Raw genomic sequence first — 24,897 nt, 5'->3', positions numbered from 1 at the left:
GAACGGAACCGGCGCTTAACCCGGAACCAGCGCTTAACCCGGAACCAGCGCTTAACCCGGAACCCGCGCCTGCGCCTGCGCCTGCGCCTGCGCCAGCGTCTTAACTAAACCACTTCCCGAACCAGCCGTGGAATTTCATCATAATAAAATCCCAGATACGCCCGACAAAGCCGCCTTCCGGCACGGCTTCCATTGCCACCAGCGGGCGTTGCTCAATGGTTTTCCCATCCAGCTGAAAATCGATAGTGCCGACAACCTGATTTTTGGCGATGGGTGCTTCCAGCTGCGGCGTATTGAGGGTAAAGCTCGCTTTCAGATTTTTCATCTGCCCCTTAGGCACGGTAATGGCGGCATCTTTCGCTACGCCAAGATTTACCTCTCCCTTGTCACCAAACCAGACGCGCTGGCGGGCAAATGGCTTATCGGCCTTGATAGGCGTTACCGTCTCATAAAAACGGAACCCCCAGGTCAGCAGCTTTTCACTCTCACGAAACCGAATGGCATCGGTTTGCGCACCCAGCACTACGGAGACCAGTCGCATATCGCCATCAACGGCAGACGCGACCAGATTGTTGCCTGCGCCTGAAGTATGTCCGGTTTTAATGCCGTCCACTTTCAGGTTAGAGCTCCAGAGCAGCCGGTTGCGGTTGCGCTGTTTAATATTATTAAACGTGAACTCTTTCTCGCTGTTCAGCGCATACTCGTCCGGCACATCGCTTATCAGCCGCTGGCCGATAATCGCCATATCGCGGGCAGTGCTGTATTGCCCTTCCGCGTCCAGCCCGTGCACCGTCATAAAATGGGTATTTTGCAGGCCAAAGGCTTTCACATAGTTATTCATCAGTCCGATAAACGCATCCTGGCTGCCGGCAACGTAATCTGCCAGCGCAATACAGGCATCGTTACCGGACTGAATAACAATGCCTTTATTTAATTCTGATACCGGAATGCGGTCGCCGGGCTTGAGAAACATCAGCGATGAGCCGCGCAGCTTGGGATTACCGGTTGCCCAGGCGTCCTGGCCGATCGTTACCATATCCCCGTTGTTAATCTTTCCGGATTTCAGCGCCTGCCCTACCACATAGCTGGTCATCATCTTGGTCAGACTGGCGGGATCGAGCCGCTGATCGGCATTCGACTCAGCCAGCACTTTGCCACTGTTGTAATCCATCAGCACCCAGGCTTTAGCCTCGATTTGCGGGGCGGCCGGGGCGTCAACGGCCTGAGAAACCGCAGGAAAAATAAACAACAGAGAGGAAGCAGCCAGGGGCCGTAATAACGATGCGCAAAGGTGTAGTTTCATGGGCGTAACCAGATTGTCCTTGTAAAATCGGGGCTTTCGCGGGCGGGGGAGATCTCGTGTAAAACGCTAACGGTTCACGCGGGCGAAAAAAACCGTTGAATCGTAAAGTTAATTAAGTTTTCTTATATTAATCCAGGTGAGCCTCCTGTCAGGCCCAGTGTAAGCCGTCACCGGCGGTAAAAAAACTGCGCACAATTCTGAATTTGACTGAAAAAGCTAAGCCTGTCACAAAACTCCGCTACGCTGAAACCAGCCAGCCTGAGGAGAGCGTTATGGATCTTGCCGTGTTCGATCTCGATGAAACCCTGATAAGCGAAGACAGCACCAGCCTCTGGTTACGCTGGCTTGTCTCACAGGGATTTGCGCCTGAAACAGTGATTGATGAGGATCGCAGGCTGATGCAGCGTTATCACGCCGGTGAGCTGCCCATTGAAGAGTATATGCACACCACGCTGGCGCCGCTGGCTGGCATGGCCACGCCGACCGTGGCTGGCTGGATAAGACGCTTTATCCACCGCGACATCCTGCCGCGTGTGTTTCCTGCCGCGCGGGAGCGTATTCAGTGGCATCAGCAGCGCGGCGATAAGGTGCTGATCGTTACCGCCAGCGGCGACCACCTTGCCATTCCTATCGCTGAGCGTCTGGGCGTGGACGGTGCGCTGGCCATCCATGCTGAAGTGGTTGATGCGCGCTACAGCGGATCTATTCTCGGCACCGCAACCTATCGCGAAGGCAAAGTGGTGCGCCTGCGCGACTGGCAGACCCGTCAGCAGGCGCTCAGTTTTACACGGACCTGGGCCTACAGCGACTCGTTTAACGATCTGCCGCTGCTGACCTGGGCCGATCACGCCTGGGCAGTCAATCCGGATGCGCGTCTGCAGCATGAAGCGGAGCAGCGCGGCTGGCAGATTTGCCGCTGGGCGCGCTGACTAGTTACGTGTTGCAGCCTGCTCCGGCTCCGGTCCCACCCGAAGCAGTTTACCGCTGGCCTCATCAGTCAGTACATAGAGCCAGCCATCCGGCCCCTGACGCACATCACGGATGCGTTCGTTGCGATCGGTCAGCAGGCGCTCTTCCTCCGTAACCCGATCGCCCTCAACGCGCAGACGGATGAGGCTTTTCTCTTTTAACGCACCGATAAACAGCGCATTTTTCCACTGCGGGAAGCGCGTGCTGTTGTAGAACGCCATGCCGCTGATAGCCGGTGACACTTTCCACCAGAACAGCGGCTGATCGGTTCCGGCTACATGGGTGCCTTGCGCTTCCGGTACCGGCTGCCCGCTGTAATCTATGCCCCAGGTGGCGAGCGGCCAGCCGTAGTTGTGGCCCTTCTCCAGCCGGTTTACCTCATCGCCGCCGCGGGGCCCGTGTTCACTTTCCCACATCTGCTGTGTCCAGGGATTCAGCGCCAGCCCCTGAGGGTTACGCACGCCATAACTCCAGATCTCCGGACGGGCACCCTCTTTGCGGACAAACGGGTTATCCTGCGGCACCCTTCCCTCCTGCGTCAGACGAACAATTTTGCCTGACAGTTTATCCAGCTGCCGGGCGCTGCTGCTGACAAAATTGTCGCCAAACGCCACATAGAGAAAGCCCTGCCGGTCAAACGCCAGCCGGGTACCCAGATTCGCACCGCCGGAGAGTTTTGGCGTCTGCTCCAGCACCACGCGAAATCCGTTAAGCTTCTGCCTGTCCTCACTCAGCTGGCCATACCCCACGACCCCGCCGGCGCGCCCGCTGGCGTCAGCCGTGGTATAACTCAGCCAGACGCGGCGGCTTTGCGCGAAGTCAGGCGCCAGAACCACATCCAGTAATCCACCCTGCCGCTCAGCCCAGACCTGCGGCACGCCCTGGATCGGCTGCGACAGACCGCTTTCAGGTTGCCAGCTGCGCAGCTGACCGGTGCGCTCAGTGATAAGCAGCGTGCGATTATCCGGTAAAAAGGCCACGGCCCAGGGATGAGAGAGTTTATCCTGCAGCACCTGTACCGTCACATCCGCGGCCAGCGCCAGGGAAGAACCGCTTAGTGCGCCGGAAATCAGCGCTGTTCGCCAGATATGCATAGGTTGCTCCTGTGTTCACTCTGCCGTTAAGGGTAGACAGCGCGCGCGCAGCAGCGGATGAAATTTACAAAACATTAAGCCCGGCGGAAGCCGGGCTGGAGGGAATTATTCGAAGCAGGTTTCAGGGTTATCAGACAGGCAGATAAACTCTGCGCCGCCTTTCGTCAGGGCGTTGATTTTGCCCGTTTCGATATCGTAAACCCAGCCGTGCAGACGCAGCTTGCCTTTACGCAGCGCGACAGAGACAGAAGGATGCGTTTTGATATTGTTCAGCTGCGCAATAACGTTCTCTTTCACCATCTCATTAAGGCGCACCTCAACAGAATCGTAGTTACGTTCATCAACCACAGATTTCGCGGCGTTAGCGTAGTGCAGCCAGTGATCGACCGCCGGCATGTTTTCCAGATCGGCATTAGAGGCGATAGCGTTCATCGCGCCACAGTTAGAGTGGCCGCAAATGATAATTTCCGTTACGCCCAGCGCCAGTACCGCATACTCGATAGTGGCAGAGACGCCGCCTGGCTCCGGGCCAAAGGGCGGCACAATGTTGCCGGCGTTGCGGATCACAAACAGCTGACCCGGCTCCTGCTGGGTGACCAGCTCCGGTACCAGACGGCTGTCTGAACAGGAGATAAACAGCGCTTTAGGATTCTGGTTGGAAGCCAGACTCTTGAAAAGATCCTTCCTTTCAGGGAATACGTTCTGTTGAAAATTCAGAAAACCTTTGACGATCTCTTGCATTTGTCTGCTCTCACTCTATGCACTGCTGCGCTGTCATCTCGTAGCCTGCCAGCGCATGCGTTTAAATTCTTCAGCGTTGAGAATAAGTTACCTTCAACAACCCGTCATTTAAGCAAAATCGCAGCCACCGCACAACCCGCTACAGGCTGAAATACCCGGCGTCAGGCGGCGCCGCGCACTCTAAGCATAGCGCTGCATTCGCATTTTGCTGTCAGGCAGATTATCGCTTCAGCTATACATTTTCCGCTGCAACCTCTGTACAATCGCGCTCCTGTCCATACTAATTATGATGAATTTTTATCCTTATGAGCCATGTCACTAATCCGCCACGCGTGGGCTTCGTCTCACTCGGTTGTCCTAAAAACCTCGTTGACTCAGAACGTATCCTGACGGAACTGCGTACTGAAGGCTATGACGTGGTACCACGCTACGATGACGCGGAGATCGTTATCGTTAACACCTGCGGATTTATTGACAGCGCGGTTCAGGAATCTCTGGAAGCGATTGGTGAAGCGCTGAATGAGAACGGCAAAGTGATCGTCACCGGCTGTCTGGGTGCCAAAGTGGATCAGATCCGCGAAGTGCACCCGAAAGTACTGGAGATCACCGGTCCGCACAGCTATGAGCAGGTACTTGAGCACGTGCATACCTACGTGCCTAAACCTGTGCATAACCCGTTTCTGAGCCTGGTGCCTGAGCAGGGCGTGAAACTGACGCCGCGCCACTACGCCTATCTGAAGATCTCAGAAGGCTGCAACCACCGCTGTACGTTCTGCATTATTCCGTCCATGCGTGGCGATCTCGACAGCCGCCCGATTGGCAGCGTGCTGGATGAGGCGAAGCGTCTGGCTGAGTCGGGCGTGAAAGAGTTGCTGGTGATCTCACAGGACACCTCGGCTTACGGCGTTGATGTGAAACATCGTACCGGTTTCTGGAACGGCGCGCCGGTAAAAACCAGCATGGTGAGCCTGTGCGAACAGCTCGCGAAGCTCGGCGTCTGGGTGCGTCTGCACTATGTTTATCCCTATCCGCACGTCGATGATGTCATCCCGCTGATGGCAGAAGGCAAAATATTGCCCTACCTCGACATTCCGCTACAGCACGCCAGCCCGCGCATTCTGAAGCTGATGAAGCGCCCGGGCGCTGTGGAACGTACGCTGGAGCGCATCAAGCGCTGGCGCGAGATCTGCCCGGAGCTGACGCTGCGCTCTACGTTTATCGTGGGCTTCCCCGGTGAAACCGAAGAAGATTTCCAGATGCTGCTCGACTTCCTGAAAGAAGCGCGCCTCGATCGCGTAGGCTGCTTCCAGTACAGCCCGGTAGAAGGCGCTACCGCTAATCAGCTGCCGGATCCGGTTCCGGAAGAGGTAAAACAGGCGCGCTTTGACCGCTTTATGCAGCTGCAGCAGCAGATCTCCAGCGAACGTCTGCAGGAGAAAGTCGGCCGCGAAATACTGGTGATCATCGATGAAGTGGATGAAGAAGGTGCCGTCGGACGCAGCATGGCAGACGCACCGGAAATCGACGGTGCCGTCTATCTCAACGGCGACCGGCAGGTAAAAGCAGGTGATGTGGTGCGGGTGAAAGTGGAACACGCCGACGAATACGATCTGTGGGGCAGCCGCATCTAACCATATTTCTTCTGATGCGCTTTTTTACGCGCCAGATAATCTTCATCAGCGCGTAATTTATCCCAGCACGCTTTAAAGATGGCCGCCGCGGCGGCCTTCTCTTTCTCTACCGTCCGCGGCAGCTCTTTGCCATCAGCATCATATTTACGTCCGCCCTGATGATTGCTGTAGCGCCGGGCGCGCGTATATCCCATCTGAATAAATTTGCGTGCCATATCCATACCGACAAAATCATCTTTCTCGCGATAGTCTTCAAACAGCTGCATGATTTTTTCAGACGACTCTTTCGCCACCTCGACGGTGCGAAAACGCCACCAGGGCAGAATCTCGCTTTTGTAAGGCTCTACCATCAGTACGCCCTGCTCACCCCGCCCCACGCGATAAAGCTCAGGATGCTGTCGCAAATCGAGATTTTTATAATCCTGCTGATAGTCAAACGGTTCCATCTCTTTTCTCCTTTGCGCCCTGACCTGTGATCGGAACTGCTTTGCGCCGGCAGCATGCTTACCGGCAGAGCAACGTCCTGCGAAACGGGCCGGGGAAAATCTGTGAAAGCGTTATTGCTGCTCCTTTAATATTAGACACATTTAGTGGCCCGGGCCGGTCCGCTGCTCAGCTTTTCAGTTTTGGATCCAGCGCATCGCGCAGACCATCACCCAGCAGGTTAAATGCCAGTACGGTCAGAAAAATCGCCAGACTGGGAAAAATAGCCACGTGGGGTGCCATCACCATATCCGCCCGCGCTTCATTCAGCATCGCTCCCCACTCCGGCGTGGGTGGCTGTGCACCGAGCCCCAGAAAAGAGAGGCTGGCGGCGGTAATAATTGAGGTGCCAATCCGCATCGTGAAATAGACCATGATTGATGAGATCGTGCCGGGCAGAATATGCCGTAAAATAATGGTCCGGTCTGAAGCACCGATACTGCGCGCCGATTCGATATAAGTCTGCTGCTTCAGCACCAGCGTGTTACCCCGCACCAGCCGGGCGAACGCGGGTATGCTGAAAATCGCTACCGCCACAATGACATTGCTCATCCCGCTGCCCATAATGGCGACGACCGCAATCGCCAGCAGAATACCGGGAAACGCGAACAGTACGTCGCAGATGCGCATAATCAGGCGATCCCACCAGCCCTCATAGTAACCCGCCAGCAGACCCAGCAGCGTACCGATAAACGCACCGATAATCACAGAGAAAAAGCCCGCCATCAGCGAGATACGGGTACCAGCCAGCACCCGGCTGAATATGTCGCGCCCCAGCGAGTCCACGCCAAACAGATGCAGCCAGGATGGCCCTTCATTCAGGCGATCGTAGTCGAAATAGTTTTCCGCATCGAAAGGCGCGATCCACGGTGCAATACAGGCCACCACAATCAGCAGCAGGACAAAACTGCCTGCCAGCAGCGCCACATGCTGCCGGCGAAAACGGCGCCAGAACTCACGCCACGGGGTACGCACCCGGTTTTCCGTCAGGTGCGGCAGCTGTTTCACCGCCGCATCGCGTCGCCAGTTGTTCAATTGCGACTCCTTATTTGTAGCGAATAGCCGGATTAATCGCCGCGTAAAGCATATCGACAATCAGGTTGATCAGAATAAACTCCAGCGAAAACAGCAGGACTTCCGCCTGAATCACCGGATAGTCACGCATCTCCACGGAGTCCACCAGCAGGCGACCCAGACCAGGCCAGTTAAACACCACCTCCACGACGATAGATCCCCCCAGCAGGAAACCAAACTGCAGGCCCATCATCGTGACCACCGGGATCAGAGCGTTACGCAGCCCATGTTTTACCACCACCAGCGATTCGCGTACGCCTTTGGCCCGGGCGGTGCGCATGTAATCTTCCTGCAAAACCTCTATAAAGGAGGCGCGGGTAAAGCGCGCCATGATCGCCGCGACGGCAGCGCCCAGCGTGACAGAGGGCAGAATATAGTGCTGCCAGCTATCCGCGCCGACGGTAGGCAGCCAGCCCAGCTCCACGGAGAAAATCTGCATCAGCAGCATGCCCAGCGCAAAGGCCGGAAACGAGATGCCGGAAACCGCCAGCGTCATGCCGATACGATCGGGCCAGCGATTGCGCCATACGGCAGAAACAATCCCCAGCGCCATACCCAGCAGCACTGACCACGCCATACTGGCCAGCGTCAGCCACAGCGTCGGATAGAAGCGCATCGCAATTTCATCCGCTACCGGGCGTCTGGAGACCAGCGACTGGCCGAAATCGCCCTGCAGCGCGTTGAAAATAAAGTGCCCGAACTGCCGGATGAGAGGCTGATCCAGCCCCAGCTCGCTGCGTACCAGCGCAACAACGGATGCATCAGCTTCGGGTCCGGCAATCAGACGTGCCGGATCGCCGGGCAGCAGATGCACGAACAGGAACACCAGTACGGCAACAATCAGCAGCGTGGGGATCAGCCCCAGCAATCGTTTAAAAAAGTAGTTGAGCATGCAACATCCTGCGCAGCAGTGGCCAGCCTGAACGGCTGGCCAGTCTGGTTACTTCAGATCCGCTTCGTCGAAATTAAACGAGGTATCCGGCATGACATAAAACCCGGTCAGGTTTTTGTTACTGGCAGAGAGCAGCTGCTCTACCACCAGCGGGATCCACGGGCGATCGTTCCAGATGCGATCCTGCGCATCTTTATACAGCTGCGCTTTGCGTTCACGGTCGGTGGTCTTTAACGCATCAGCCAGATCTTTATCCACCTGCGGGTTACTGTAAAACGCAGTATTGAAGATCGCTGGCGGCCATGAGGTGGTGGCGAACAGCGGCGTCAGCGCCCAGTCGGCTTCACCGGTAGAGGCGGACCAGCCGGTGTAGAACATGCGCACACCGCTCTCTTTCTGCCCCTTACTTTCCACTTCCGCGGCCCGCTGTCCGGCATCCATGGCGGTGACTTTTACCTTCACGCCTACCTGAGCCAGCTGCTGCTGGGTAAACTGCAGCACCTTCTGCGCCGTACTGTGGTTATGCGAGGACCAGAGCGTGGTCTCAAAACCGCTGGCGTAGCCCGCTTCTTTCAGCAGCGCGCGCGCTTTTGCCGGATCATATTTGATAGCCGGATAACGCTGAGCGAAATCGATAGAGGGCGGCACGGTACCGGTAGCGGGGGTGGCATAACCGGCAAACGCCACTTTTGCCAGCGCCTCGCGGTTAATGGCATATTCCAGCGCTTCACGCACTTTCGGGTTATCAAACGGCTTTTGCGTCACGTTGAGGCTGATGTAACGCTGCATGATAGAAGGCGTGGTCACTACGTTCAGCTTACCGTTGCTTTCAAGGCGTTTGGCCTGCTCAAAAGGAACCGGAAACGCAAACGTTGCCTCACCGGTCTGCAGCATGGCCGCGCGGGTGTTGTTATCCACGACTGGCCGCCAGGTGATGGTATCGAGTTTTGGATAGCCCGGCTTCCAGTAGCCCGGCCACTTTTTCACTTTGACAAAATCGGTCTGGTTCCAGGTGTCAAACTGATAGGGTCCGGTGCCGACCGGATGGAAGCCAATCTCTTTGCCATATTTTTTCAGCGCGGTGGGCGAAATCATCGCCGCCGCCGGATGTGCCAGATTGTTGATAAACGCCGAGAACGGCTGCTTCAGCGTAATTTTTACCGTAAGCGGATCGACCACTTCCGTGGTCGCAATATATTTGAACAGGTTATAGCGTTTGAGATGGTTGTCGGGATTACTGGCGCGATCGAGGTTGACCTTCACCGCCTCAGCGTTGAAATCGGTACCATCCTGAAATTTGATGCCGGAACGCAGTTTGATGGTGTAGGTGAGCCCGTCATCGCTGGCCTGAGAGCTTTCGGCGAGCACGTTAACCAGCTTCATCTCCTTATCAAAGCTGAACAGCCCCTGATAGAAGGATTTGGCAACCGCCTGCGATAGCGTATCGTTGGCGTCATAAGGATCCAGCGTGGTAAAGGTCGAGCTCACGGCAATGACCGCGTCTTTTGCCGCCCAGGCGGGCAGCGACAGCGCAGCGCTCAGCACGCCAGCCGTCATAATTCCGTTACGCATAATCTGGTGCATGATGGTGGTTCTCCTGTAGTCCCTGTCTGCTGCGTCCTGGGTTCAGGACGCTCTGTTTTTGTCAGGCGCCACTGATCGCGTGGCGTGCCACAAAGTGTCCCGGCGCGACCTCCAGCAGCGGCGCGATTTCCGGCTCATCTCCCAGCGGACGTACGGCGCTGGGGATCTCATCAACCATTAACGCCCGTTCACGATGCCGGTGTGCCGGATCGGCTACCGGTACCGCCGCCATCAGCTTGCGGGTATAAGGATGACGTGGCTGCTCAAACACCGCCTGGCGCGGTCCTATCTCAACGATCTGTCCCAGATACATCACGGCTACACGATGGCTGATCCGCTCCACCACTGCCATATCATGGGAAATGAACAGAAACGCGATGCCGGTTTCCCGCTGCAGATCAAGCATCAGATTGATAATCTGCGCCTGGACCGATACATCCAGCGCTGACACCGATTCATCCGCAATCACCACTTTGGGATTCAGCGCCAGCGCACGCGCAATACAGATGCGCTGGCGCTGCCCGCCTGAAAACTCATGCGGATAGCGCTGCGCATGCTCCGGCTGCAGCCCTACCCGCTCCAGCAGCCAGGCAACGCGCTTCTCTGCCTGCGCGCGACTCATCACCCGGTGCACCAGCAGCGGCTCCATCACAGAAAAGCCCACGGTAAGGCGCGGATCGAGTGAGGCGTAAGGGTCCTGAAAAATAAACTGAATATCGCGCCGCAGCGCCGCCAGCGCGGCACCCTGCAGCGCGTCGATGCGCTGACCGTCAAAGGTAATGCTGCCGCCCTGACTGGCAACCAGCCGCAGCAGTGAACGACCGGTGGTCGATTTACCGCATCCCGACTCACCAACCAGTGCCAGCGTCTCACCGGCATAGAGATCAAAGCTCACCTTCTCTACCGCGTGCACCCGGCGCGTGACCCGGTTAAAGAGACCGCCACGCAGATCGAAGCGGGTGACCAGGTCGCGCACCTGCAGCACCGGAGGCCGATCGCGGCGCACGGTATCCTGCGGCAGAGCCGGCACCTCTTGCCCGCCGGGGTGGAGCAGCGGAAATTTCGCCGGCAGTGGCTGCCCGCTCATTGCACCCAGCCGGGGCACGGCCGCCAGCAGCGCGCGGGTATAGGGCTGAACCGGTGCGTTAAACAGCTGCTGCACCGGCGCCTGTTCGATAACATCGCCGCGATACATCACCTGTACCCGATCGGCCATCTCAGCAACGACGCCCATATCGTGCGTGATAAAAATCACGCCCATCTGCATCTCTTTTTGCAGCACGCGGATGAGCTGCAGGATCTGCGCCTGAATAGTGACATCCAGAGCCGTAGTCGGCTCATCGGCAATCAGCAGCGCCGGCCGGCAGGAGAGCGCCATCGCAATCATCACGCGCTGGCGCATGCCGCCAGAGAGCTGATGCGGATAGCGCGACAGAATAGCGTGCGCATCCGGAATGCGTACCAGGTCCAGCATGCGACGCGCTTCAGCCAGCGCCTGCTGGTGACTCATTTTCTGATGTAAGCGCACGGATTCAGCAATCTGTTCGCCCACGGTAAACACCGGGTTCAGCGAGGTCATCGGTTCCTGGAAGATCATCGCCATGTCAGCGCCGCGCACCTGCCGCATCTCACCGGCTGACGCACGCATCACGTCCAGGATCTCCCCGTTTCTGCGGCGCAGCTTTATCTCACCGCTTATCTCGCTGCCCGCCTGCTGAATCAGGCGCATCAGCGCCAGTGACGTCACTGATTTACCTGAGCCGGATTCGCCAACCAGCGCCAGGGTTTCACCCCGCAACAGATCGAGCGAAAGATGACGGACCGCTTCAGTTTTGCTCTCTTCATGCTGAAAAGTGACGCACAGATCGCGTACCGCCAGCACCTGCTGCTGTTCCATTCTGCCTGCTCCTTAGCTGTCGCGGTAAATGGCTACCTCAACCGGACCCTCAACGTAAGCAAAGCCCCGGTACATGCCTTCGCTGTTAAACGGCAGTGCAAGATTGCCGTGTGCGTCAACCGCAATCAGACCGCCGCTGCCTTCCAGCTCCGATACCGTATCGTGGATGACGCTGGCGGTCGCCTGCTGCAGCGAACGTCCGCCATATTTCATCTGTGCGGCGACATCATAAGCCGCCAGCGTACGCATAAAGACTTCACCGGTTCCGGTACAGGAGACCGCAGCGCTGTCGTTGCTGGCATAGCAGCCGGCGCCAATCAGCGGCGAGTCGCCCACGCGGCCAGCCTGCTTGTTGGTCATGCCCCCGGTGGAGGTCGCCGCGGCAAGATTGCCGTGCAGATCCAGCGCGACCGCACCCACGGTACCCAGTTTGCGATCCTCATCCAGCGGCGTCGCGGCCACATCGTGATCCAGCGGCGTAGCGTCGCTGTCGCGCACGCGCAGCAGCTGCGCCAGACGTTCTGGCGTTGAGAAAAAGTCAGCGGCAACGGGCTCCAGCCCCTGTGCCACGGCAAAAGCTTCTGCGCCGGCACCGATCAGCAGCACGTGAGGACTCGCCTCCAGTACTTTACGCGCGGCAAGGATCGGATGTTCAATATGACTGACGCCTGCTACTGCGCCCGCCTGCAGCGTACGACCATCCATGATGCTGGCATCCAGCTCGTGTGTGCCCTGATGGGTGAAAACTGCGCCCCGCCCGGCATTGAATAGCGGACACGCCTCCAGCCGTCGCACTGCGTCAGTCACCGCATCCAGTGCGCTTCCGCCTGCGGCCAGAATCTGCTGCCCCGCTGCGATAATGTCGTGCAGCTGCTGCCGGTAATGCTGCTCGCGCGCCGCGCTCATAGTCGTGCGGGAAAGCGCGCCTGCTCCGCCATGGATAGCGATTACTGCTTTCGTCATTAGCTGCACCTGTCAGGATTATCAGCAGAAAAAACACTGATTTAGAATGGTTTTCATCATTTTCAGACAATTTTCGACTATAGGAAGCACCAGGCAGCTTGTAAAGCAGAAAGTGCATCTGCCCTCATAACCTTTTCTCAGGCTTTATAGCTTTTTCCTTTCGCGACAGACCTTGTTAAATGCCCACCGCGCGATCTGTGCGGCCGGATCAAACGGGTCTGGCCTTACGCCAGCGCCTTAACCCATAATAGGTTACATCTGACATTTATCCGTCCGGGAGAGATATGGAACCCAATACCGCTGGCTTAATTTCGCTGGAAGAGGCGCAGCAGATGATGCTGCAAACGCTGCAACCTGTGAGCGGAACCGAACAGGTTACCCTCGCTGATGCTGCCGGACGCATTACCGCAGAGTCGGTGATCTCACCGCTGGATGTGCCCTCATTCGATAACTCTGCAATGGATGGCTATGCGGTGCGGCTAAGCGATCTCAGTGCTGACGGGCCGCTCGCCGTCGCGGGCAAAGCCTTTGCCGGTGCCCCCTGGCGGGGCACATGGCCGGCAGGCAGCGTTATCCGCATCATGACCGGTGCCCCGGTACCGGCAGGCTGTGACGCGGTGGTCATGCAGGAGCAAACGGAACAACACGCAGACGGTATCGCGATCACCGCACCGGTAAACGCGGGTCAGAATATCCGCCGCATCGGTGAAGATATTCGCGCCGGACATCAGGTTCTGGCAGCGGGTGTGCGGCTGGGTGCCGCTGAGCTGCCGCTGCTCGCCTCGCTGGGTATTGCCCGGGTATCGGTGCGGCGCAGGCTGCGGGTGGCAATATTCTCGACCGGAGATGAGCTGCAGGCCGTGGGGGAACCGCTGGCAGAGGGCCAGATTTATGACACCAATCGCCTTACCGTCTCGCTGATGCTCAGCAAGCTGGGCTGCGAGGTTATCGATCTCGGCGTTATCGCTGATGACCCGCTCGCGCTGCGTCAGGCCTTTATGGCAGCAGACAGTCAGGCCGATGTGGTTATCAGCACCGGGGGCGTCTCAGTGGGTGAAGCGGATTTTACCCGGGAGATCCTCGACGAACTCGGCACCATAGGCTTCTGGAAACTGGCGATCAAGCCGGGCAAACCTTTCGCGTTTGGCCAGCTGGCCAATAGTCTGTTCTGCGGGCTGCCGGGCAACCCGGTCTCTGCCGCCGTGACCTTTTATCAGCTGGTCCAGCCGCTGCTGGTCAGGCTGAGCGGTCAGACAACACCGGCAATGCCGCTGCGCCAGCGTGCGCGGACGCTGGACCGTCTGAAAAAATCACCGGGACGCCTCGATTTTCAGCGCGGGGTGCTCAGCCGCAGCAGCGAAGGTGTGCTGGAAGTTCGCTCCACTGGTGCACAGGGCTCTCACGTTTTCAGTTCGTTTGCGCAGGCCGACTGCTTTATTGTGCTGGAGCGCGAACGCGGTACGGCAGAAGCGGGTGAATGGGTTGAAGTTGAGCCTTTTAACCCTCTGCTGGAGGGGTAATGACACGCGAACTTACGCATGAAGAGATGCTGCGCTATAACCGGCAGATTGTCCTGCGCGGCTTCGACTTCGCCGCACAGGAGCAGCTCGCAGAGTCACGCGTGCTGATAACGGGCCTGGGGGGGCTGGGATGCGCGGCCACACCCTGGCTCGCCTCCGCTGGCGTCGGACATCTGACGCTGCTCGACTTTGATACCGTCAGCCTGAGCAATCTGCAGCGGCAGATCCTGCATCGCGATGAAACGATTGGCCAGCCCAAAGTCGACTCTGCGCGCGCGCAGTTAGCCGCAATGAATCCGCACTGCGTGATTGAAACCTGTGACATGCAGGCTGATGACGCAGCCCTGAGTGCGCTGATTGCGCGGCATGATGCGGTGCTGGACTGCACAGATAATGTGGCTACACGTGAACAGCTGAACCGCCTCTGCTTCCGGCAAAAAGTCCCGCTGATTTCCGGTGCAGCGATCCGCATGGAAGGCCAGCTGAGCGTTTTTACCTGGCAGCCTGGCGAGCCCTGTTACCGCTGTATCAGCCGTTTGTTCGGAGAACAGACGCTGAGCTGCGTGGAAGCCGGCGTGATGGCCCCGCTGGTGGGCGTCATTGGCGCAATGCAGGCGATGGAGACGCTGAAACTGCTTACCGCGTTTGGTGAGCCCCCCCGCTCACGCCTGCTGATGTATGACGCAATGCGTGCTGAATTCCGCAGTATGAAAGTAGTGCAGGACGCACAGTGTGACGTGTGTGGTGCCCCCTGAATGCAAACAGGCCGCCCGGTCGGGCGGCCTGTTAAGCAGACAGAAAGATCAGGGTTATGAAATACCCTGGCTGCGCAGGTAATCTTCGTAGTTACCGGTGAAGTCAACGATGCGCTCGCCTTTCATCTCCATCACGCGCGTGGCCAGCGAGCTGACAAATTCACGGTCATGTGAAACAAAGATCAGCGTGCCTTCATACATCTCCAGCGCCATGTTGAGTGATTCGATCGATTCCATATCCAGGTGGTTGGTCGGCTCATCCATAATCAGAATGTTAGGCTTCTGCATCATCAGCTTGCCAAACAGCATCCGCCCTTTCTCACCGCCCGACAGCACTTTGGCCGGTTTTTTGATGTCGTCATGGCTGAACAGTAAACGGCCCAGTACGCTGCGCACGGCCTGTTCATCATCGCCATCCTGCTTCCACTGGCTCATCCAGTCGAACACGCTCAGGTCTTCGGCAAAATCTTCGGCATGATCCTGCGCGTAATAGCCGATGCGCGCATTTTCAGACCATTTAACGCTGCCGCTGTCCGGGGTTAATTCGCCCACCAGCGTTTTCAGCAGCGTGGATTTACCAATACCGTTGGCACCCAGAATTGCCAGCTTCTCGCCCACTTCCAGCATCAGATTCAGCTTATTAAAGAGTGGGCCGTTATCAAATCCTTTCGTCAGCGCTTCCACTTCCAGCGCATTACGGAATAATTTCTTATCCTGCTCAAAGCGAATATAAGGGTTCTGACGACTGGACGCTTTAACTTCATCCAGTTTGATTTTATCAATCTGTTTCGCACGCGATGTTGCCTGACGGGATTTAGAGGCGTTGGCACTAAAGCGGCTGACAAAAGATTGCAGGTCAGCAATCTGCGCTTTCTTTTTCGCGTTATCAGCCAGCAGACGTTCGCGCGCCTGCGTTGCTGCGGTCATGTACTCATCGTAATTGCCCGGATAAACGCGCAGCTCGCCATAATCGAGATCCGCCATATGCGTGCAGACCATATTCAAAAAGTGACGGTCATGCGAAATGATGATCATCGTACTGTTACGATCGTTCAGTACCTGTTCAAGCCAGCGGATGGTATCAATATCCAGGTTGTTCGTCGGCTCATCAAGCAGCAGAATATCGGGATTAGAGAACAGCGCCTGCGCAAGCAGTACACGCAGTTTCCAGCCCGGGGCAATTTCGCTCATTGGCCCGTAATGTTGTTCAACCGGAATACCCACGCCCAGCAATAACTCGCCCGCACGTGATTCCGCGCTATATCCATCCATTTCACCGTAGGCGACTTCGAGATCGGCAACTTTGTAGCCTTCTGCTTCACTCATTTCTGGCAGAGCGTAAATACGGTCGCGCTCTTCTTTTACGGCCCAGAGTTCCTGATGCCCCATTATGACCGTATCCAGCACACTATATTGTTCAAAGGCAAACTGATCCTGACGAAGCTTACCAATACGCTCATTGGGATCGAGTGAGACATTGCCGTTGGTAGGCACGAGATCGCCGCCCAGTATTTTCATAAAGGTCGATTTACCGCTGCCGTTTGCACCGATTAAACCGTAACGGTTACCTCCGCCAAACTTAACGGAGATATTCTCAAACAGCGGCTTGCTGCCGAACTGCATAGTGATATTGCTGGAAACTAACACGGCATTGACCTTTGTTACACGGTGGATGAAAAAACAGCGGGCATTATGCCAGAGATGGGCTATATGAGCCAGTCTGCGCCGGACAATGGCGCAGCTTTTCCGCAAACAGGCTGTTAGCAGATGCAAAATAGTGTTAACAGCATCCGTATCAGGCGATTCTGCCCTGCTGACGTTACGTCATCGTTATCAGTTAGCGCAGTTTGTTACATAAGATAAAAACATCAGCCAATAAAAAAGCCGGGGACAATATGTCCCCGGCTCCCATATACAAGGATTGCGTCGCTTATTTAATCAGGAAACTGTCCAGGCTCTTGCCGGCATCCAGCGCTTTTTTAATCGCTGCTGGCGTGCGTCCCTGGCCGGTCCAGGATTTTTCATCACCGTTTTCGTCGGTATAGGTATATTTAGCCGGACGCGGTGCACGCTTGGCGCGTTTTTTACCGGTTTCAAGTGCGCCCAGTAATTCGTTAGGATCGATACCGTCAGCCAGCAGCATTTCGCGATATTTAGACAGCTTCTCTTCTTTTTCGCGATTTTGCGCTTCTTCGGCTTCAACTTCTTCACGACGTTCAGTCACAACGACAGTTAATTTTTCCAGAATTTCTTCCAGATCGGTCAGCGGCAGTTCACGCGCCTGCGCACGTAATGTGCGAATGTTGTTCAGTACTTTAAATGCGTCACTCATCACAATGTCCTTGTTTAAGGGGTATTAATAAACTGTAGCGGCAAGATTACCCAATTCAAATAAAAAAATAAATTAATTTTGCAGACCGGATTATTCTTAACAGGTTCGCTTATTGTTATTGTTCAGTCAGGATAAGCCGTATCGGTTAACATTAAGCGTTAATAAACTGATAAAGTTTCCCGCCACTTGTTGCATTGATATCGATTTCATTTGCCGATCCCACGAGTGAAACAAGTAGTTAGCAAAATTTTAGTTTGTGACATCCTGCAGGCGAAGCGTAAAAATAATTAATCATGTCGCTCTTATTCACATTTATTGTACTTTTTTATTGATGTGGAAGTCAGCCTGACTATCGCCTAAAAAGAAAAACCGGCGAGCGCCGGTTTTATCAGAGAAATCTATTTTTTATCCGCTTTTCTGGGCTGATGGCCTCATTACCTGACGCGGCGATGTTTCCGTCAGCCAGTCGCGCAGATAATGCTCAATCTGTTCCAGTGAACGATTACGGGTTTCCGGTACACAGCAGAAAACAAACAGCGTACCGAACAGGCCGGCTGCCGCAAAAATAAAAAAGGCACCTGACAAACCCACCCATGCGAGAAGCAACGGAAACAGTAATGAGATAGTAAAATTCGTCAGCCACATGGCAAATACCGCCCCGCCCATAAATATACCGCGCAGCCGCGTCGGGAAAATTTCGGATAATAGCAGCCAGGTGACCGGTGATAATGCCCCCTGCTGAAAACTTAAAAACAGCAGCATACCCAGCAGGACCATATAGCTGCGCAGCATATCAGGCTGACCGTTTAACGTGTCCGGCATAAAGTAGCTGACGGATCCGATAAAGACCAGGCAGGCAGTACACCCTATTTGTCCGATAAGCGTGAGGGTACGGCGGCCAATACGTCCAAGCAGCCAGATCCCGGCAAATGTCATCAGTACTGAGATAACCCCATTGGCGATAGTGGCAAACAACGCGGCATTATCATCCATGCCTACCGCCTTCAGCATCACCGGCGCATAGTACATGATGGTGTTGACGCCGGTAAGCTGCTGGATTGCTGCTATACCTGTGCCGATAAAAAAGAGCTTAAGCAGCCAGGGCTGACGCAACTCGCGCAGACGCGGACGCTGCTGCTGCTCCTCTTCCAGCGTCTCGGTGATTTCGGTCATTTCCCACTCTACGTCTTCACGTGCGCGGGTCCGCTCCAGGACTTTGCGGGCTTCAGCCAGACGTCCTTTCATCGCATACCAGCGCGGCGTATCCGGCATAAACATCATGCCAAACCAGAGCAGGACAGCAGGCAGCGTCGCCACCGCCAGCATCCAGCGCCAGGTACTCTCACCGCCCCAGGCGGCATGGAATCCGGCATTAGAGATGTAGGCCAGCATCTGGCCGGAGACGATCATCAGCTCCTGCATCGTCACCAGCTGACCGCGTTTATTGGCGGGTGCCATTTCCGCAATGTAGACCGGAACAGTAGCGGAAGCACCGCCGACGGCGACCCCGAGGACCAGGCGGAAGAAAATCATCCACTCAGCGTCTGGCGCCAGCGCCGTTCCCAGCGCGCCGGCAGCAAAAATGGTTGCCAGTACCAGAATGATTTTTCTCCGCCCGACCGCCGCGGCAAAATGCCCCGATATCAGTGCGCCAAATGCCGCGCCCAGCAGCAGGCTACTGGTAACGAGACCGGTGGTTAAAGGCGTCAGATGTATATCATCCCCCATAAACAGCAGCGCCCCGGAGATGACGCCGGTGTCATAGCCGAAAAGCAGTCCGCCCAGCGTGGCAACGGCTGCAATCACTTTAACGAAGGGTTCTGTACGCGTATTACTGTTCGGTCCTGAGGCTTTATTGAGGGTAAGCCAGGTTTCACGAGGCATAACTAACTCCATTTTTGAAAAGATGCATCAAAAATAGAGTATTTTTGCCATAAAAATTAAATATGAAATTTTAGTTTTGCCGTGTTCATCATAACTGATGCCAGGAAATTAGATACCGATCACATAAAACCAGCGCACTTGTCTGTTTATGTCAGCTGCAGAAAGCGTAAATTTAAAATCTTATATAAAAAGGAATATTTATTTCAATTATCAGGTCGCCCCGGTGACAGGACGACCTGACGGTCAGTTTGCCTGCGTGGCCGGGCCAAATACCGCATAATCTGGCAGGGTAACCTGCTGATAATTTTCCCAGCCGCCGCCCAGTGCTTTGTAGAGCGCCACCAGATCGAGCGCGCTTTGCGTACGGGCCTGTACCGACTGTGCTTTCGCCTGCGCCAGCTGCCGCTGCGCATCCAGAACGTCAAGAAAGGTGGTCAGACCCTGCTTATAGCTGTCGCTGGCCAGATCAAATGTTCGCTGCAGCGCGCCGGTGGTTTCATCCAGTGCCGTAACCTGCTGCTGATCTGCCCGGTAGCTGACCAGCGCATTCTCTACATCCTGCAGCGCCGTCAGCACTGTCTGCCGGTAATCCAGCGCAGCGCTGGCCTGCTGAGCCCGGGCCAGCTTCACGCTGGACACCAGCCGCCCGCCCTGGAAGATCGGAATAGAGAGTGACGGACCAATGCTGAAGAAATGGCTGCTCCAGTCGTCAAGATAGCTGGCATCGGTGTTACGGACGCCGAGCTGACCGGTCAGGGAGAGATCCGGAAAGAGGCTGGCAACTGAGACGCCAATATTGGCGGTCTGCGCATGCAGCGTGGCTTCAGCCTGACGAATATCGGGCCGCCGGCGCGCCAGCGTCGCCGGGATCCCTACCGGTACCAGGCCAGGCAAGGCCGGCAGCGCTTTTACCGGCATCAGCTCATTATCCAGCGCGCCGGGCGTTTTGCCGAGCAGCACCGCCAGACCGTTCATCGCCTGCCGCGCCTGCGCCTCATACTGTGGCAGCTGTGCATTAAGCGAGGCGAGCTGCGCCCGGGCATTTTCCACATTTGTTGCCGGTGCCAGACCGTTTTGCTGCTGGCTTTGTGTCAGTTCCCAGGTCTCCTGCGCAACGTTGATCTGCGTCTGCAGCGTCGCCAGCACCGCCTGCGCTCCGCGCAGCTGCAGATAGGCACGCGCCACTTCAGCTTCCACTGAAATCAGCACGTCGTCACGCTGTGCAACAGCCGCCTGCTGCTGCGCATCGGCGGCTTCCATCTGCCGGCGTACCTTGCCCCAGATATCCAGCTCCCAGCTGGCATCGAAGCTGCCCTGATAGAGCGTTACAGAGTGATTCAGTCCATCCAGCTGTCCGGCGATATCATTATCCACCCGATCGTATACGCCATTGGATTTAAGCAGGCCTTTCAGACCCAGCTGCTGGCGCGTGACTTTGGCTGAGCCATTCAGAGCGGGAAACAGCCCCCCGCGCGCCTGCGCCAGCTGCTCGCGTGCACCGGCGATACGTAATACCGCCTGCTGCAGTGAGAGATTACCGCTGATTGCGCGATCGATCAGGCTATTGAGCTGCGGATCGTTAAAGCTGCGCCACCAGAGAGGGTTGGGTGCGGCAGCCAGTGGCTTAGAGGTTTCCTGTGATGACAGTGCGTGAAAGCTGCCGGGCGTCTGCGGACGCGGGGGCTGATAGTCGGGGCCAACGGCACAGCCCGCCAGCAGCGTCGTCAGCGTCAGCGGCAGCGCAACGCGTGAAAAGGTTCTCATTTTAGTGTGCTCCTGCACTGCCTTCGCTCTTGATCGGCGAAAGTAACCAACATAGAGGGATCAATATCATCGCGACAATGCTCAGTCCCGTGAACACGTCGATATAGGCCAGAATGCGCGCCTGAGCGATCATCTCCTGATAGAGCTGGCCCGCGGCAAGCTGCAGCGGATCGCCAGCTACCTGCGTAAAATCGCGGATCGCCTGAGCCCACTGCTGCAATGTCAGGTTGAACTGTTCGTTCAGTGGCGACATGTTGTGCACCATGTGCGCAGACCGCACCTGTTCGCGCTCGGTGATGCCGGCGGTGGCCAGTGAGATACCGATCGAGCCGGCCACGTTACGAAACATGGTAAACAGCGCGGACGCATCGGCGTTGAGCTTCTGCGGAATCGTGACAAACGCAATGGTGGTAAGCGGAACAAACAGAAAGCCCAGTCCGATAGACTGCGCGCTGCGCATCATAACCAGGGTTTTAAAGTCAACGTCCGGCGTCAGCGTACTGGAGTAGAAAAAGGCCAGCGCCAGGCAGCTGAAGCCAAAGGCGATAATATAGCGCGTCTGCACTATTGGCATCAGCTTGAGCACCAGTGGAATAGTCAGGACTATCAGTATTGCACCAGGCGACAGCACCAGTCCTGACCAGGTGGCGGTATAGCCCAGGTCCTGCTGCGCCAGCTGCGGCAGCACCACTGAGCTGCCGTAGAGGATCATGGCCATACCGGCCATCAGCAGACCGGCAACCCAGAAGTTGCGATCTTTCATCACGCGAATATCCACCACCGGCTTACGCGCATAGAGCAGCCAGTAGACGGCGCCCACCAGCCCCACCGCTGCCAGCATGGCGAACAGACGGATAAAATGGGAAGCGAACCAGTCTTCATCTTCACCGCGATCGAGAAACACCTGCAGACAGCCCAGGCCAAGTGTGATCAGGCTGATGCCGATATAGTCAATTTTCAGCCGGCCTTTGGCCCACTTGCGCTCCCACGGCGGATCTTCAAGCAGCTGGTAAATCGCCAGCACCGTTAAAATGCCCACCGGGATATTAATAAAGAAGACCCAGCGCCAGCTGTAGTTATCGGTGATCCAGCCGCCCAGCGTGGGGCCGATCACCGGCGCCACAATAATTGCAATAGAGGAGAGGCCAAAGGCTTTACCGCGATCGGCAGGCTTGAAGTAGTCCAGCAGCACCGATTGCTGCACCGGCTGCAGGCCACCGCCAAAAAAGCCCTGCAGCACGCGAAACAGGATGATTTGCCACAGCTCGGTGGCAATGCCGCAGAGAAATGAACAAATAGTGAACATCACAATACAGATCAGGAAGAACTGCTTGCGGCCAAACAGGCGACTGAAAAAAGCAGATATCGGCAATACAATACCGTTTGCCACCAGATAGGAGGTCAGCACCCAGGTGGATTCGTCATAGCTGGAAGAGAGTGAACCCGCAATATGCGGTAGCGCAACGTTAACGATAGTGGTGTCCAGAATCTCCATGAACACCGCCAGCGTTACTGTGATGGCGACCAGCCAGGGGTTGCTGGCCGGGCGCCAGCTCTCGCCTGCACTCATTCTACCGTTACCTCAGGCTCTACCGAGAGCCCAAGCGGCAGCGGATGCTCGGGATCCAGTCCGCTATCAATTACGATCTTAACCGGAACGCGCTGCACAATTTTCACATAGTTCCCGGTCGCGTTCTCCGACGGGAAGGCAGAGAAACGTGAGCCTGACCCCATCTGAATACTGTCGACGTGGCCATGCAGTTTCATATCAGGCCATGCGTCCACGCTGATTTCCACTTTGTCACCCGGGTTCATGCGCGCCAGCTGCGACTCTTTGAAATTAGCGGTGATCCAGATGTCGGGTGACACCAGCGAAAACAGGGCTGACCCCGCCTGCACCAGCGTACCGAGCTGCACGTTACGTTTGGTGACAAACCCGTCGTAAGGCGCGCGCACTTCGGTATAAGAGAGGTTCAGCTCTGCAGTATTGAGCTGCGCCTGCGCCTGCTCTACCTGCTGCTGGCGCGCTTCAACGTTCGTTTCCTGTTGCCGGATCTGCAGTTTTACCTGCGAGGCGACTTCAACCTGCGCTTTAGCGCTCTGCAGCTGTGCTTCAGCCGAACGCAGCTGCGCCGCTGCGGTATCGATATTACGCTGGGACGTTGCCCGGGGATCCACACCGCGCTGACGGCGATAATCCGCCTGCGCATTCAGTAAGCTGGCCTGCGCGCTCGCCTGCTGCGCCAGCGCCTGGTCGCGCTGCGCCGGATACTGCACGCGCGAGAGTGCCAGCTGCGCTTGCGCCTGATGCAGCTGCGCCTGCGCCAGACCCAGCTGCGCTTTAGCCTGATCGCGCTGTGCAGCGCTGTCGCGCGGGTCGATCACCACCAGCAGATCGCCTTTCTTCACCCGCTGATTATCTTTAACCAGCAGCTGCACCACATAGCCCGAGGCTTTAGGTGCCACGGTGACCGCATTGCCTTCCGTAAAGGCGTCATCGGTGGTTTCAATATTGCGGGTGGTAAACCAGAACCAGAAACCCACTATCAGCATAATCACCACAACAATCGCGAGAATGATGAGCGGCTTTTTACCGGGGCGCTTGCGCGGCTGCTCTTCATCCTGGTTATCTTTATCCTGCTGCTGCGGCTGGTTCTTATCCTGCTGCGATTCGTTGTCGTTTTCTGACGGTTTTTGCGGATCCTGCTGCTGATTTTCGCTCATAATTTGTCATCACTGGCTGAAAGCCCGTTCCCCGGGCACAAACGGTCAACTTAACATTAGATAATAAATTGACAAATTCCAGTGTAACTTTACATAAGCAGAGACAGGCGGCACGTTCTGCCACAGTCGCTGAAAAGGCGCTGAACAGAGAGCGCCCGCAGAAGAGAGAAACCTAGTGAAGCCACTGCAGCAGTAGCCAGCCGCAGAGCATTGACCACGCCAGCATCGGCAGTGAGTAGAGATGAAAACGCCACCAGACTGCTTTGTCCTGCGCCATGCGCAGCGCAATCAGGTTCGCCAGCGATCCCGGCAGCAGCCCAAAGCCGCCTATATTGACCGCCCAGGCGAGCACTATAGAGGGATCGGTTTTTTGCAGCAGCAGAATAGTGGCCGGAACATTACTGATAAACTGCGACAGGCCGATAGCCAGTAAATAGATGCCGCCCTCCCCCAGCTGCCCGATGCGGGCGAACCACGGCTGCAGTGCAGGCAGATGCATGAGCAGAAAAACGTCGATAAACATCGCGACAAAGACCAGCAGCAGACTCCAGTCAATTGCGGCCAGTACACCTCGCGCCATCATCAGGAAACAGACCGCGACCAGCAGCAGCGCCCAGCCAGTCATCTTCAGCTCCAGCGCCACGATAAATATGATATAGAGCAGCAGACTTACGCTGAACAGACGCCGGCTCCACTGTTGCGCAGCAGCATCGCTGTGTTTGTCTATATGCTGCGCCGGGAAGCTCCACCAGGTCAGCGCGATCAGCGTTATCATCAGCACGGCCGCCAGCGGCAGCATCTGCAGGACAAATCCACCCACGCTCAGCGAACCGTGACTCCACAGCAGGATATTTTGCGGATTCCCGACCGGCGTCAGCAGCGATCCGGCATTGACCGCCAGCGCTTCAAAGATAATGAGCCGCGAAACCGGCAGATGGGAGAATTTACGCAGCGTCAGCGTCAGCGGGACCAGGATAAACAGTGCGACATCATTGGTCAGGAAGGTTGAAAGCAGCGCGGCAGCGCAGACCATAAACAGCGCCAGCGCGCGTTCATGCTGAAAGCGCTGAATCAGTCGTGCGCCCAGGACGTCAAAATAGCCGCTGTTTTCCAGCCCTTTCGTCAGCATCAGCAGGCCGGTCAGCGTCATAATGGTCTGCCAGTCTACGGAAGCCGGCAGCTGTGGCCAGCGATACTCTGCCAGCGGCAGCAGTATCACACCCAACAGTAACAACAAATGCAAAATACGGTCACGCATTAAGGATCGAAGCACAATGGGCATGATAG

The 24,897-nt window shown here is 56.5% G+C and carries 20 protein-coding genes; 4 read left to right on the top strand and 16 right to left on the bottom strand.

All coding sequences use genetic code 11. The features are described from left to right. Nucleotides 1-100: 100 nt before the first annotated feature. Complete coding sequence (locus B3041_RS04975; RefSeq protein ID WP_075050747.1) at nucleotides 101-1,303, bottom strand: serine hydrolase; 1,203 nt, start codon at nucleotides 1,301-1,303, stop codon at nucleotides 101-103. A 272-nt stretch (nucleotides 1,304-1,575) separates the two neighbouring features. Between B3041_RS04975 and B3041_RS04970 the strand changes: the two genes are divergently transcribed. Then, a complete protein-coding gene (locus B3041_RS04970) occupies nucleotides 1,576-2,232 on the top strand; it encodes an HAD family hydrolase (protein ID WP_065649741.1) in 657 nt (218 codons plus the stop codon). Here the strand turns inward: B3041_RS04970 and B3041_RS04965 are convergent, their stop codons facing one another. Both B3041_RS04965 and B3041_RS04960 read right to left on the bottom strand, forming a co-directional pair. Beyond that, a complete protein-coding gene (locus B3041_RS04965; protein WP_065649742.1) occupies nucleotides 2,233-3,366 on the bottom strand; it encodes a PQQ-dependent sugar dehydrogenase in 1,134 nt (377 codons plus the stop codon). Between the two features lie 105 nt (nucleotides 3,367-3,471). Next, on the bottom strand, nucleotides 3,472-4,107 hold the full coding sequence (locus B3041_RS04960) for a carbonic anhydrase (RefSeq protein WP_065649743.1): 636 nt from the start codon (nucleotides 4,105-4,107) through the stop codon (nucleotides 3,472-3,474). 305 nt (nucleotides 4,108-4,412) lie between these two features. On the opposite strand from B3041_RS04960, the gene rimO reads away from it, so the two are divergent. After that, nucleotides 4,413-5,738: a 30S ribosomal protein S12 methylthiotransferase RimO gene (gene rimO, locus B3041_RS04955; RefSeq protein WP_065649744.1), complete on the top strand. Its 1,326-nt coding sequence runs from the start codon at nucleotides 4,413-4,415 to the stop codon at nucleotides 5,736-5,738. Here rimO and B3041_RS04950 read toward each other — a convergent pair. The 6 genes from B3041_RS04950 to B3041_RS04925 all read right to left on the bottom strand — a co-directional run bounded on the left by B3041_RS04950 (nucleotide 5,735) and on the right by B3041_RS04925 (nucleotide 12,631). After that, a complete protein-coding gene (locus B3041_RS04950) occupies nucleotides 5,735-6,184 on the bottom strand; it encodes a DUF4385 domain-containing protein (RefSeq protein ID WP_065649745.1) in 450 nt (149 codons plus the stop codon). The genes rimO and B3041_RS04950 overlap by 4 nt on opposite strands. Before the next feature lie 166 nt (nucleotides 6,185-6,350). Then, nucleotides 6,351-7,256, bottom strand: coding sequence for a glutathione ABC transporter permease GsiD (gsiD, locus tag B3041_RS04945; RefSeq protein WP_065649746.1), 906 nt, complete (start codon nucleotides 7,254-7,256; stop codon nucleotides 6,351-6,353). 10 nt (nucleotides 7,257-7,266) lie between these two features. Next, on the bottom strand, nucleotides 7,267-8,187 hold the full coding sequence (gsiC, locus tag B3041_RS04940) for a glutathione ABC transporter permease GsiC (RefSeq protein WP_065649747.1): 921 nt from the start codon (nucleotides 8,185-8,187) through the stop codon (nucleotides 7,267-7,269). 48 nt (nucleotides 8,188-8,235) lie between these two features. After that, nucleotides 8,236-9,771 (bottom strand): glutathione ABC transporter substrate-binding protein GsiB, encoded by a 1,536-nt coding sequence (gsiB, locus tag B3041_RS04935; RefSeq protein WP_292969828.1) that lies wholly within the window; start codon nucleotides 9,769-9,771, stop codon nucleotides 8,236-8,238. Nucleotides 9,772-9,832: 61 nt separating this feature from the next. Next, on the bottom strand, nucleotides 9,833-11,668 hold the full coding sequence (locus B3041_RS04930) for a dipeptide ABC transporter ATP-binding protein (protein ID WP_065649749.1): 1,836 nt from the start codon (nucleotides 11,666-11,668) through the stop codon (nucleotides 9,833-9,835). A 12-nt stretch (nucleotides 11,669-11,680) separates the two neighbouring features. Then, entirely contained in the window at nucleotides 11,681-12,631 is a 951-nt protein-coding gene (locus B3041_RS04925; RefSeq protein WP_292969826.1) for an isoaspartyl peptidase/L-asparaginase family protein, read from the bottom strand. A gap of 284 nt (nucleotides 12,632-12,915) precedes the next feature. On the opposite strand from B3041_RS04925, the gene moeA reads away from it, so the two are divergent. Together moeA and moeB are read left to right on the top strand one after the other, a co-directional pair. Continuing rightward, nucleotides 12,916-14,151 carry a molybdopterin molybdotransferase MoeA gene (moeA, locus tag B3041_RS04920; RefSeq protein WP_292969824.1) on the top strand — a complete coding sequence of 412 codons (1,236 nt, stop codon included), beginning with the start codon at nucleotides 12,916-12,918 and terminating at the stop codon, nucleotides 14,149-14,151. After that, nucleotides 14,151-14,906: a molybdopterin-synthase adenylyltransferase MoeB gene (gene moeB / locus B3041_RS04915; RefSeq protein ID WP_292969822.1), complete on the top strand. Its 756-nt coding sequence runs from the start codon at nucleotides 14,151-14,153 to the stop codon at nucleotides 14,904-14,906. Before moeA ends, moeB begins: the two co-directional genes overlap by 1 nt. 54 nt (nucleotides 14,907-14,960) lie before the next feature. On the opposite strand, the gene B3041_RS04910 is transcribed toward moeB, so the two are convergent. The 7 genes from B3041_RS04910 to B3041_RS04880 form a co-directional block, all read right to left on the bottom strand. Further along, nucleotides 14,961-16,553, bottom strand: coding sequence for an ABC-F family ATPase (locus B3041_RS04910; protein WP_039383434.1), 1,593 nt, complete (start codon nucleotides 16,551-16,553; stop codon nucleotides 14,961-14,963). Between the two features lie 283 nt (nucleotides 16,554-16,836). Further along, complete coding sequence (locus B3041_RS04905) at nucleotides 16,837-17,238, bottom strand: H-NS family nucleoid-associated regulatory protein (RefSeq protein ID WP_065649753.1); 402 nt, start codon at nucleotides 17,236-17,238, stop codon at nucleotides 16,837-16,839. Between the two features lie 405 nt (nucleotides 17,239-17,643). Continuing rightward, nucleotides 17,644-19,122, bottom strand: a complete 1,479-nt coding sequence (locus B3041_RS04900) for a sugar porter family MFS transporter (RefSeq protein ID WP_065649754.1) — start codon at nucleotides 19,120-19,122, stop codon at nucleotides 17,644-17,646. A 243-nt stretch (nucleotides 19,123-19,365) separates the two neighbouring features. Further along, nucleotides 19,366-20,886 (bottom strand): efflux transporter outer membrane subunit, encoded by a 1,521-nt coding sequence (locus tag B3041_RS04895; RefSeq protein ID WP_065649755.1) that lies wholly within the window; start codon nucleotides 20,884-20,886, stop codon nucleotides 19,366-19,368. A gap of 1 nt (nucleotide 20,887) precedes the next feature. Further along, complete coding sequence (locus B3041_RS04890; protein ID WP_065649756.1) at nucleotides 20,888-22,456, bottom strand: DHA2 family efflux MFS transporter permease subunit; 1,569 nt, start codon at nucleotides 22,454-22,456, stop codon at nucleotides 20,888-20,890. Further along, on the bottom strand, nucleotides 22,453-23,610 hold the full coding sequence (locus B3041_RS04885) for an HlyD family secretion protein (RefSeq protein WP_065649757.1): 1,158 nt from the start codon (nucleotides 23,608-23,610) through the stop codon (nucleotides 22,453-22,455). Before B3041_RS04885 ends, B3041_RS04890 begins: the two co-directional genes overlap by 4 nt. Before the next feature lie 172 nt (nucleotides 23,611-23,782). Further along, nucleotides 23,783-24,892, bottom strand: coding sequence for an SLC13 family permease (locus B3041_RS04880; RefSeq protein WP_065649758.1), 1,110 nt, complete (start codon nucleotides 24,890-24,892; stop codon nucleotides 23,783-23,785). Nucleotides 24,893-24,897 lie beyond the last annotated feature (5 nt).

It is taken from the genome of Pantoea sp. UBA4549 (assembly GCF_002387285.1).
Classification (GTDB): Bacteria; Pseudomonadota; Gammaproteobacteria; order Enterobacterales; family Enterobacteriaceae; genus Pantoea; species Pantoea borealis.
This window is presented reverse-complemented; position numbering and strand designations above follow the sequence as displayed.

What these genes read in the sequence shown, in the direction of transcription:
- B3041_RS04895 (WP_065649755.1), bottom strand. Translation starts at nt 20,886, where the DNA reads ATGAGAACCTTTTCACGCGTTGCGCTGCCGCTGACGCTGACGACGCTG.
- moeB (WP_292969822.1), top strand. Translation starts at nt 14,151, where the DNA reads ATGACACGCGAACTTACGCATGAAGAGATGCTGCGCTATAACCGGCAG.
- B3041_RS04905 (WP_065649753.1), bottom strand. Translation starts at nt 17,238, where the DNA reads ATGAGTGACGCATTTAAAGTACTGAACAACATTCGCACATTACGTGCG.
- gsiC (WP_065649747.1), bottom strand. Translation starts at nt 8,187, where the DNA reads ATGCTCAACTACTTTTTTAAACGATTGCTGGGGCTGATCCCCACGCTG.
- B3041_RS04880 (WP_065649758.1), bottom strand. Translation starts at nt 24,892, where the DNA reads ATGCCCATTGTGCTTCGATCCTTAATGCGTGACCGTATTTTGCATTTG.
- B3041_RS04965 (WP_065649742.1), bottom strand. Translation starts at nt 3,366, where the DNA reads ATGCATATCTGGCGAACAGCGCTGATTTCCGGCGCACTAAGCGGTTCT.
- B3041_RS04900 (WP_065649754.1), bottom strand. Translation starts at nt 19,122, where the DNA reads ATGCCTCGTGAAACCTGGCTTACCCTCAATAAAGCCTCAGGACCGAAC.
- gsiB (WP_292969828.1), bottom strand. Translation starts at nt 9,771, where the DNA reads ATGCACCAGATTATGCGTAACGGAATTATGACGGCTGGCGTGCTGAGC.
- B3041_RS04950 (WP_065649745.1), bottom strand. Translation starts at nt 6,184, where the DNA reads ATGGAACCGTTTGACTATCAGCAGGATTATAAAAATCTCGATTTGCGA.
- moeA (WP_292969824.1), top strand. Translation starts at nt 12,916, where the DNA reads ATGGAACCCAATACCGCTGGCTTAATTTCGCTGGAAGAGGCGCAGCAG.
- B3041_RS04930 (WP_065649749.1), bottom strand. Translation starts at nt 11,668, where the DNA reads ATGGAACAGCAGCAGGTGCTGGCGGTACGCGATCTGTGCGTCACTTTT.
- B3041_RS04885 (WP_065649757.1), bottom strand. Translation starts at nt 23,610, where the DNA reads ATGAGCGAAAATCAGCAGCAGGATCCGCAAAAACCGTCAGAAAACGAC.
- B3041_RS04970 (WP_065649741.1), top strand. Translation starts at nt 1,576, where the DNA reads ATGGATCTTGCCGTGTTCGATCTCGATGAAACCCTGATAAGCGAAGAC.
- rimO (WP_065649744.1), top strand. Translation starts at nt 4,413, where the DNA reads ATGAGCCATGTCACTAATCCGCCACGCGTGGGCTTCGTCTCACTCGGT.
- B3041_RS04975 (WP_075050747.1), bottom strand. Translation starts at nt 1,303, where the DNA reads ATGAAACTACACCTTTGCGCATCGTTATTACGGCCCCTGGCTGCTTCC.
- B3041_RS04925 (WP_292969826.1), bottom strand. Translation starts at nt 12,631, where the DNA reads ATGACGAAAGCAGTAATCGCTATCCATGGCGGAGCAGGCGCGCTTTCC.
- B3041_RS04890 (WP_065649756.1), bottom strand. Translation starts at nt 22,456, where the DNA reads ATGAGTGCAGGCGAGAGCTGGCGCCCGGCCAGCAACCCCTGGCTGGTC.
- B3041_RS04960 (WP_065649743.1), bottom strand. Translation starts at nt 4,107, where the DNA reads ATGCAAGAGATCGTCAAAGGTTTTCTGAATTTTCAACAGAACGTATTC.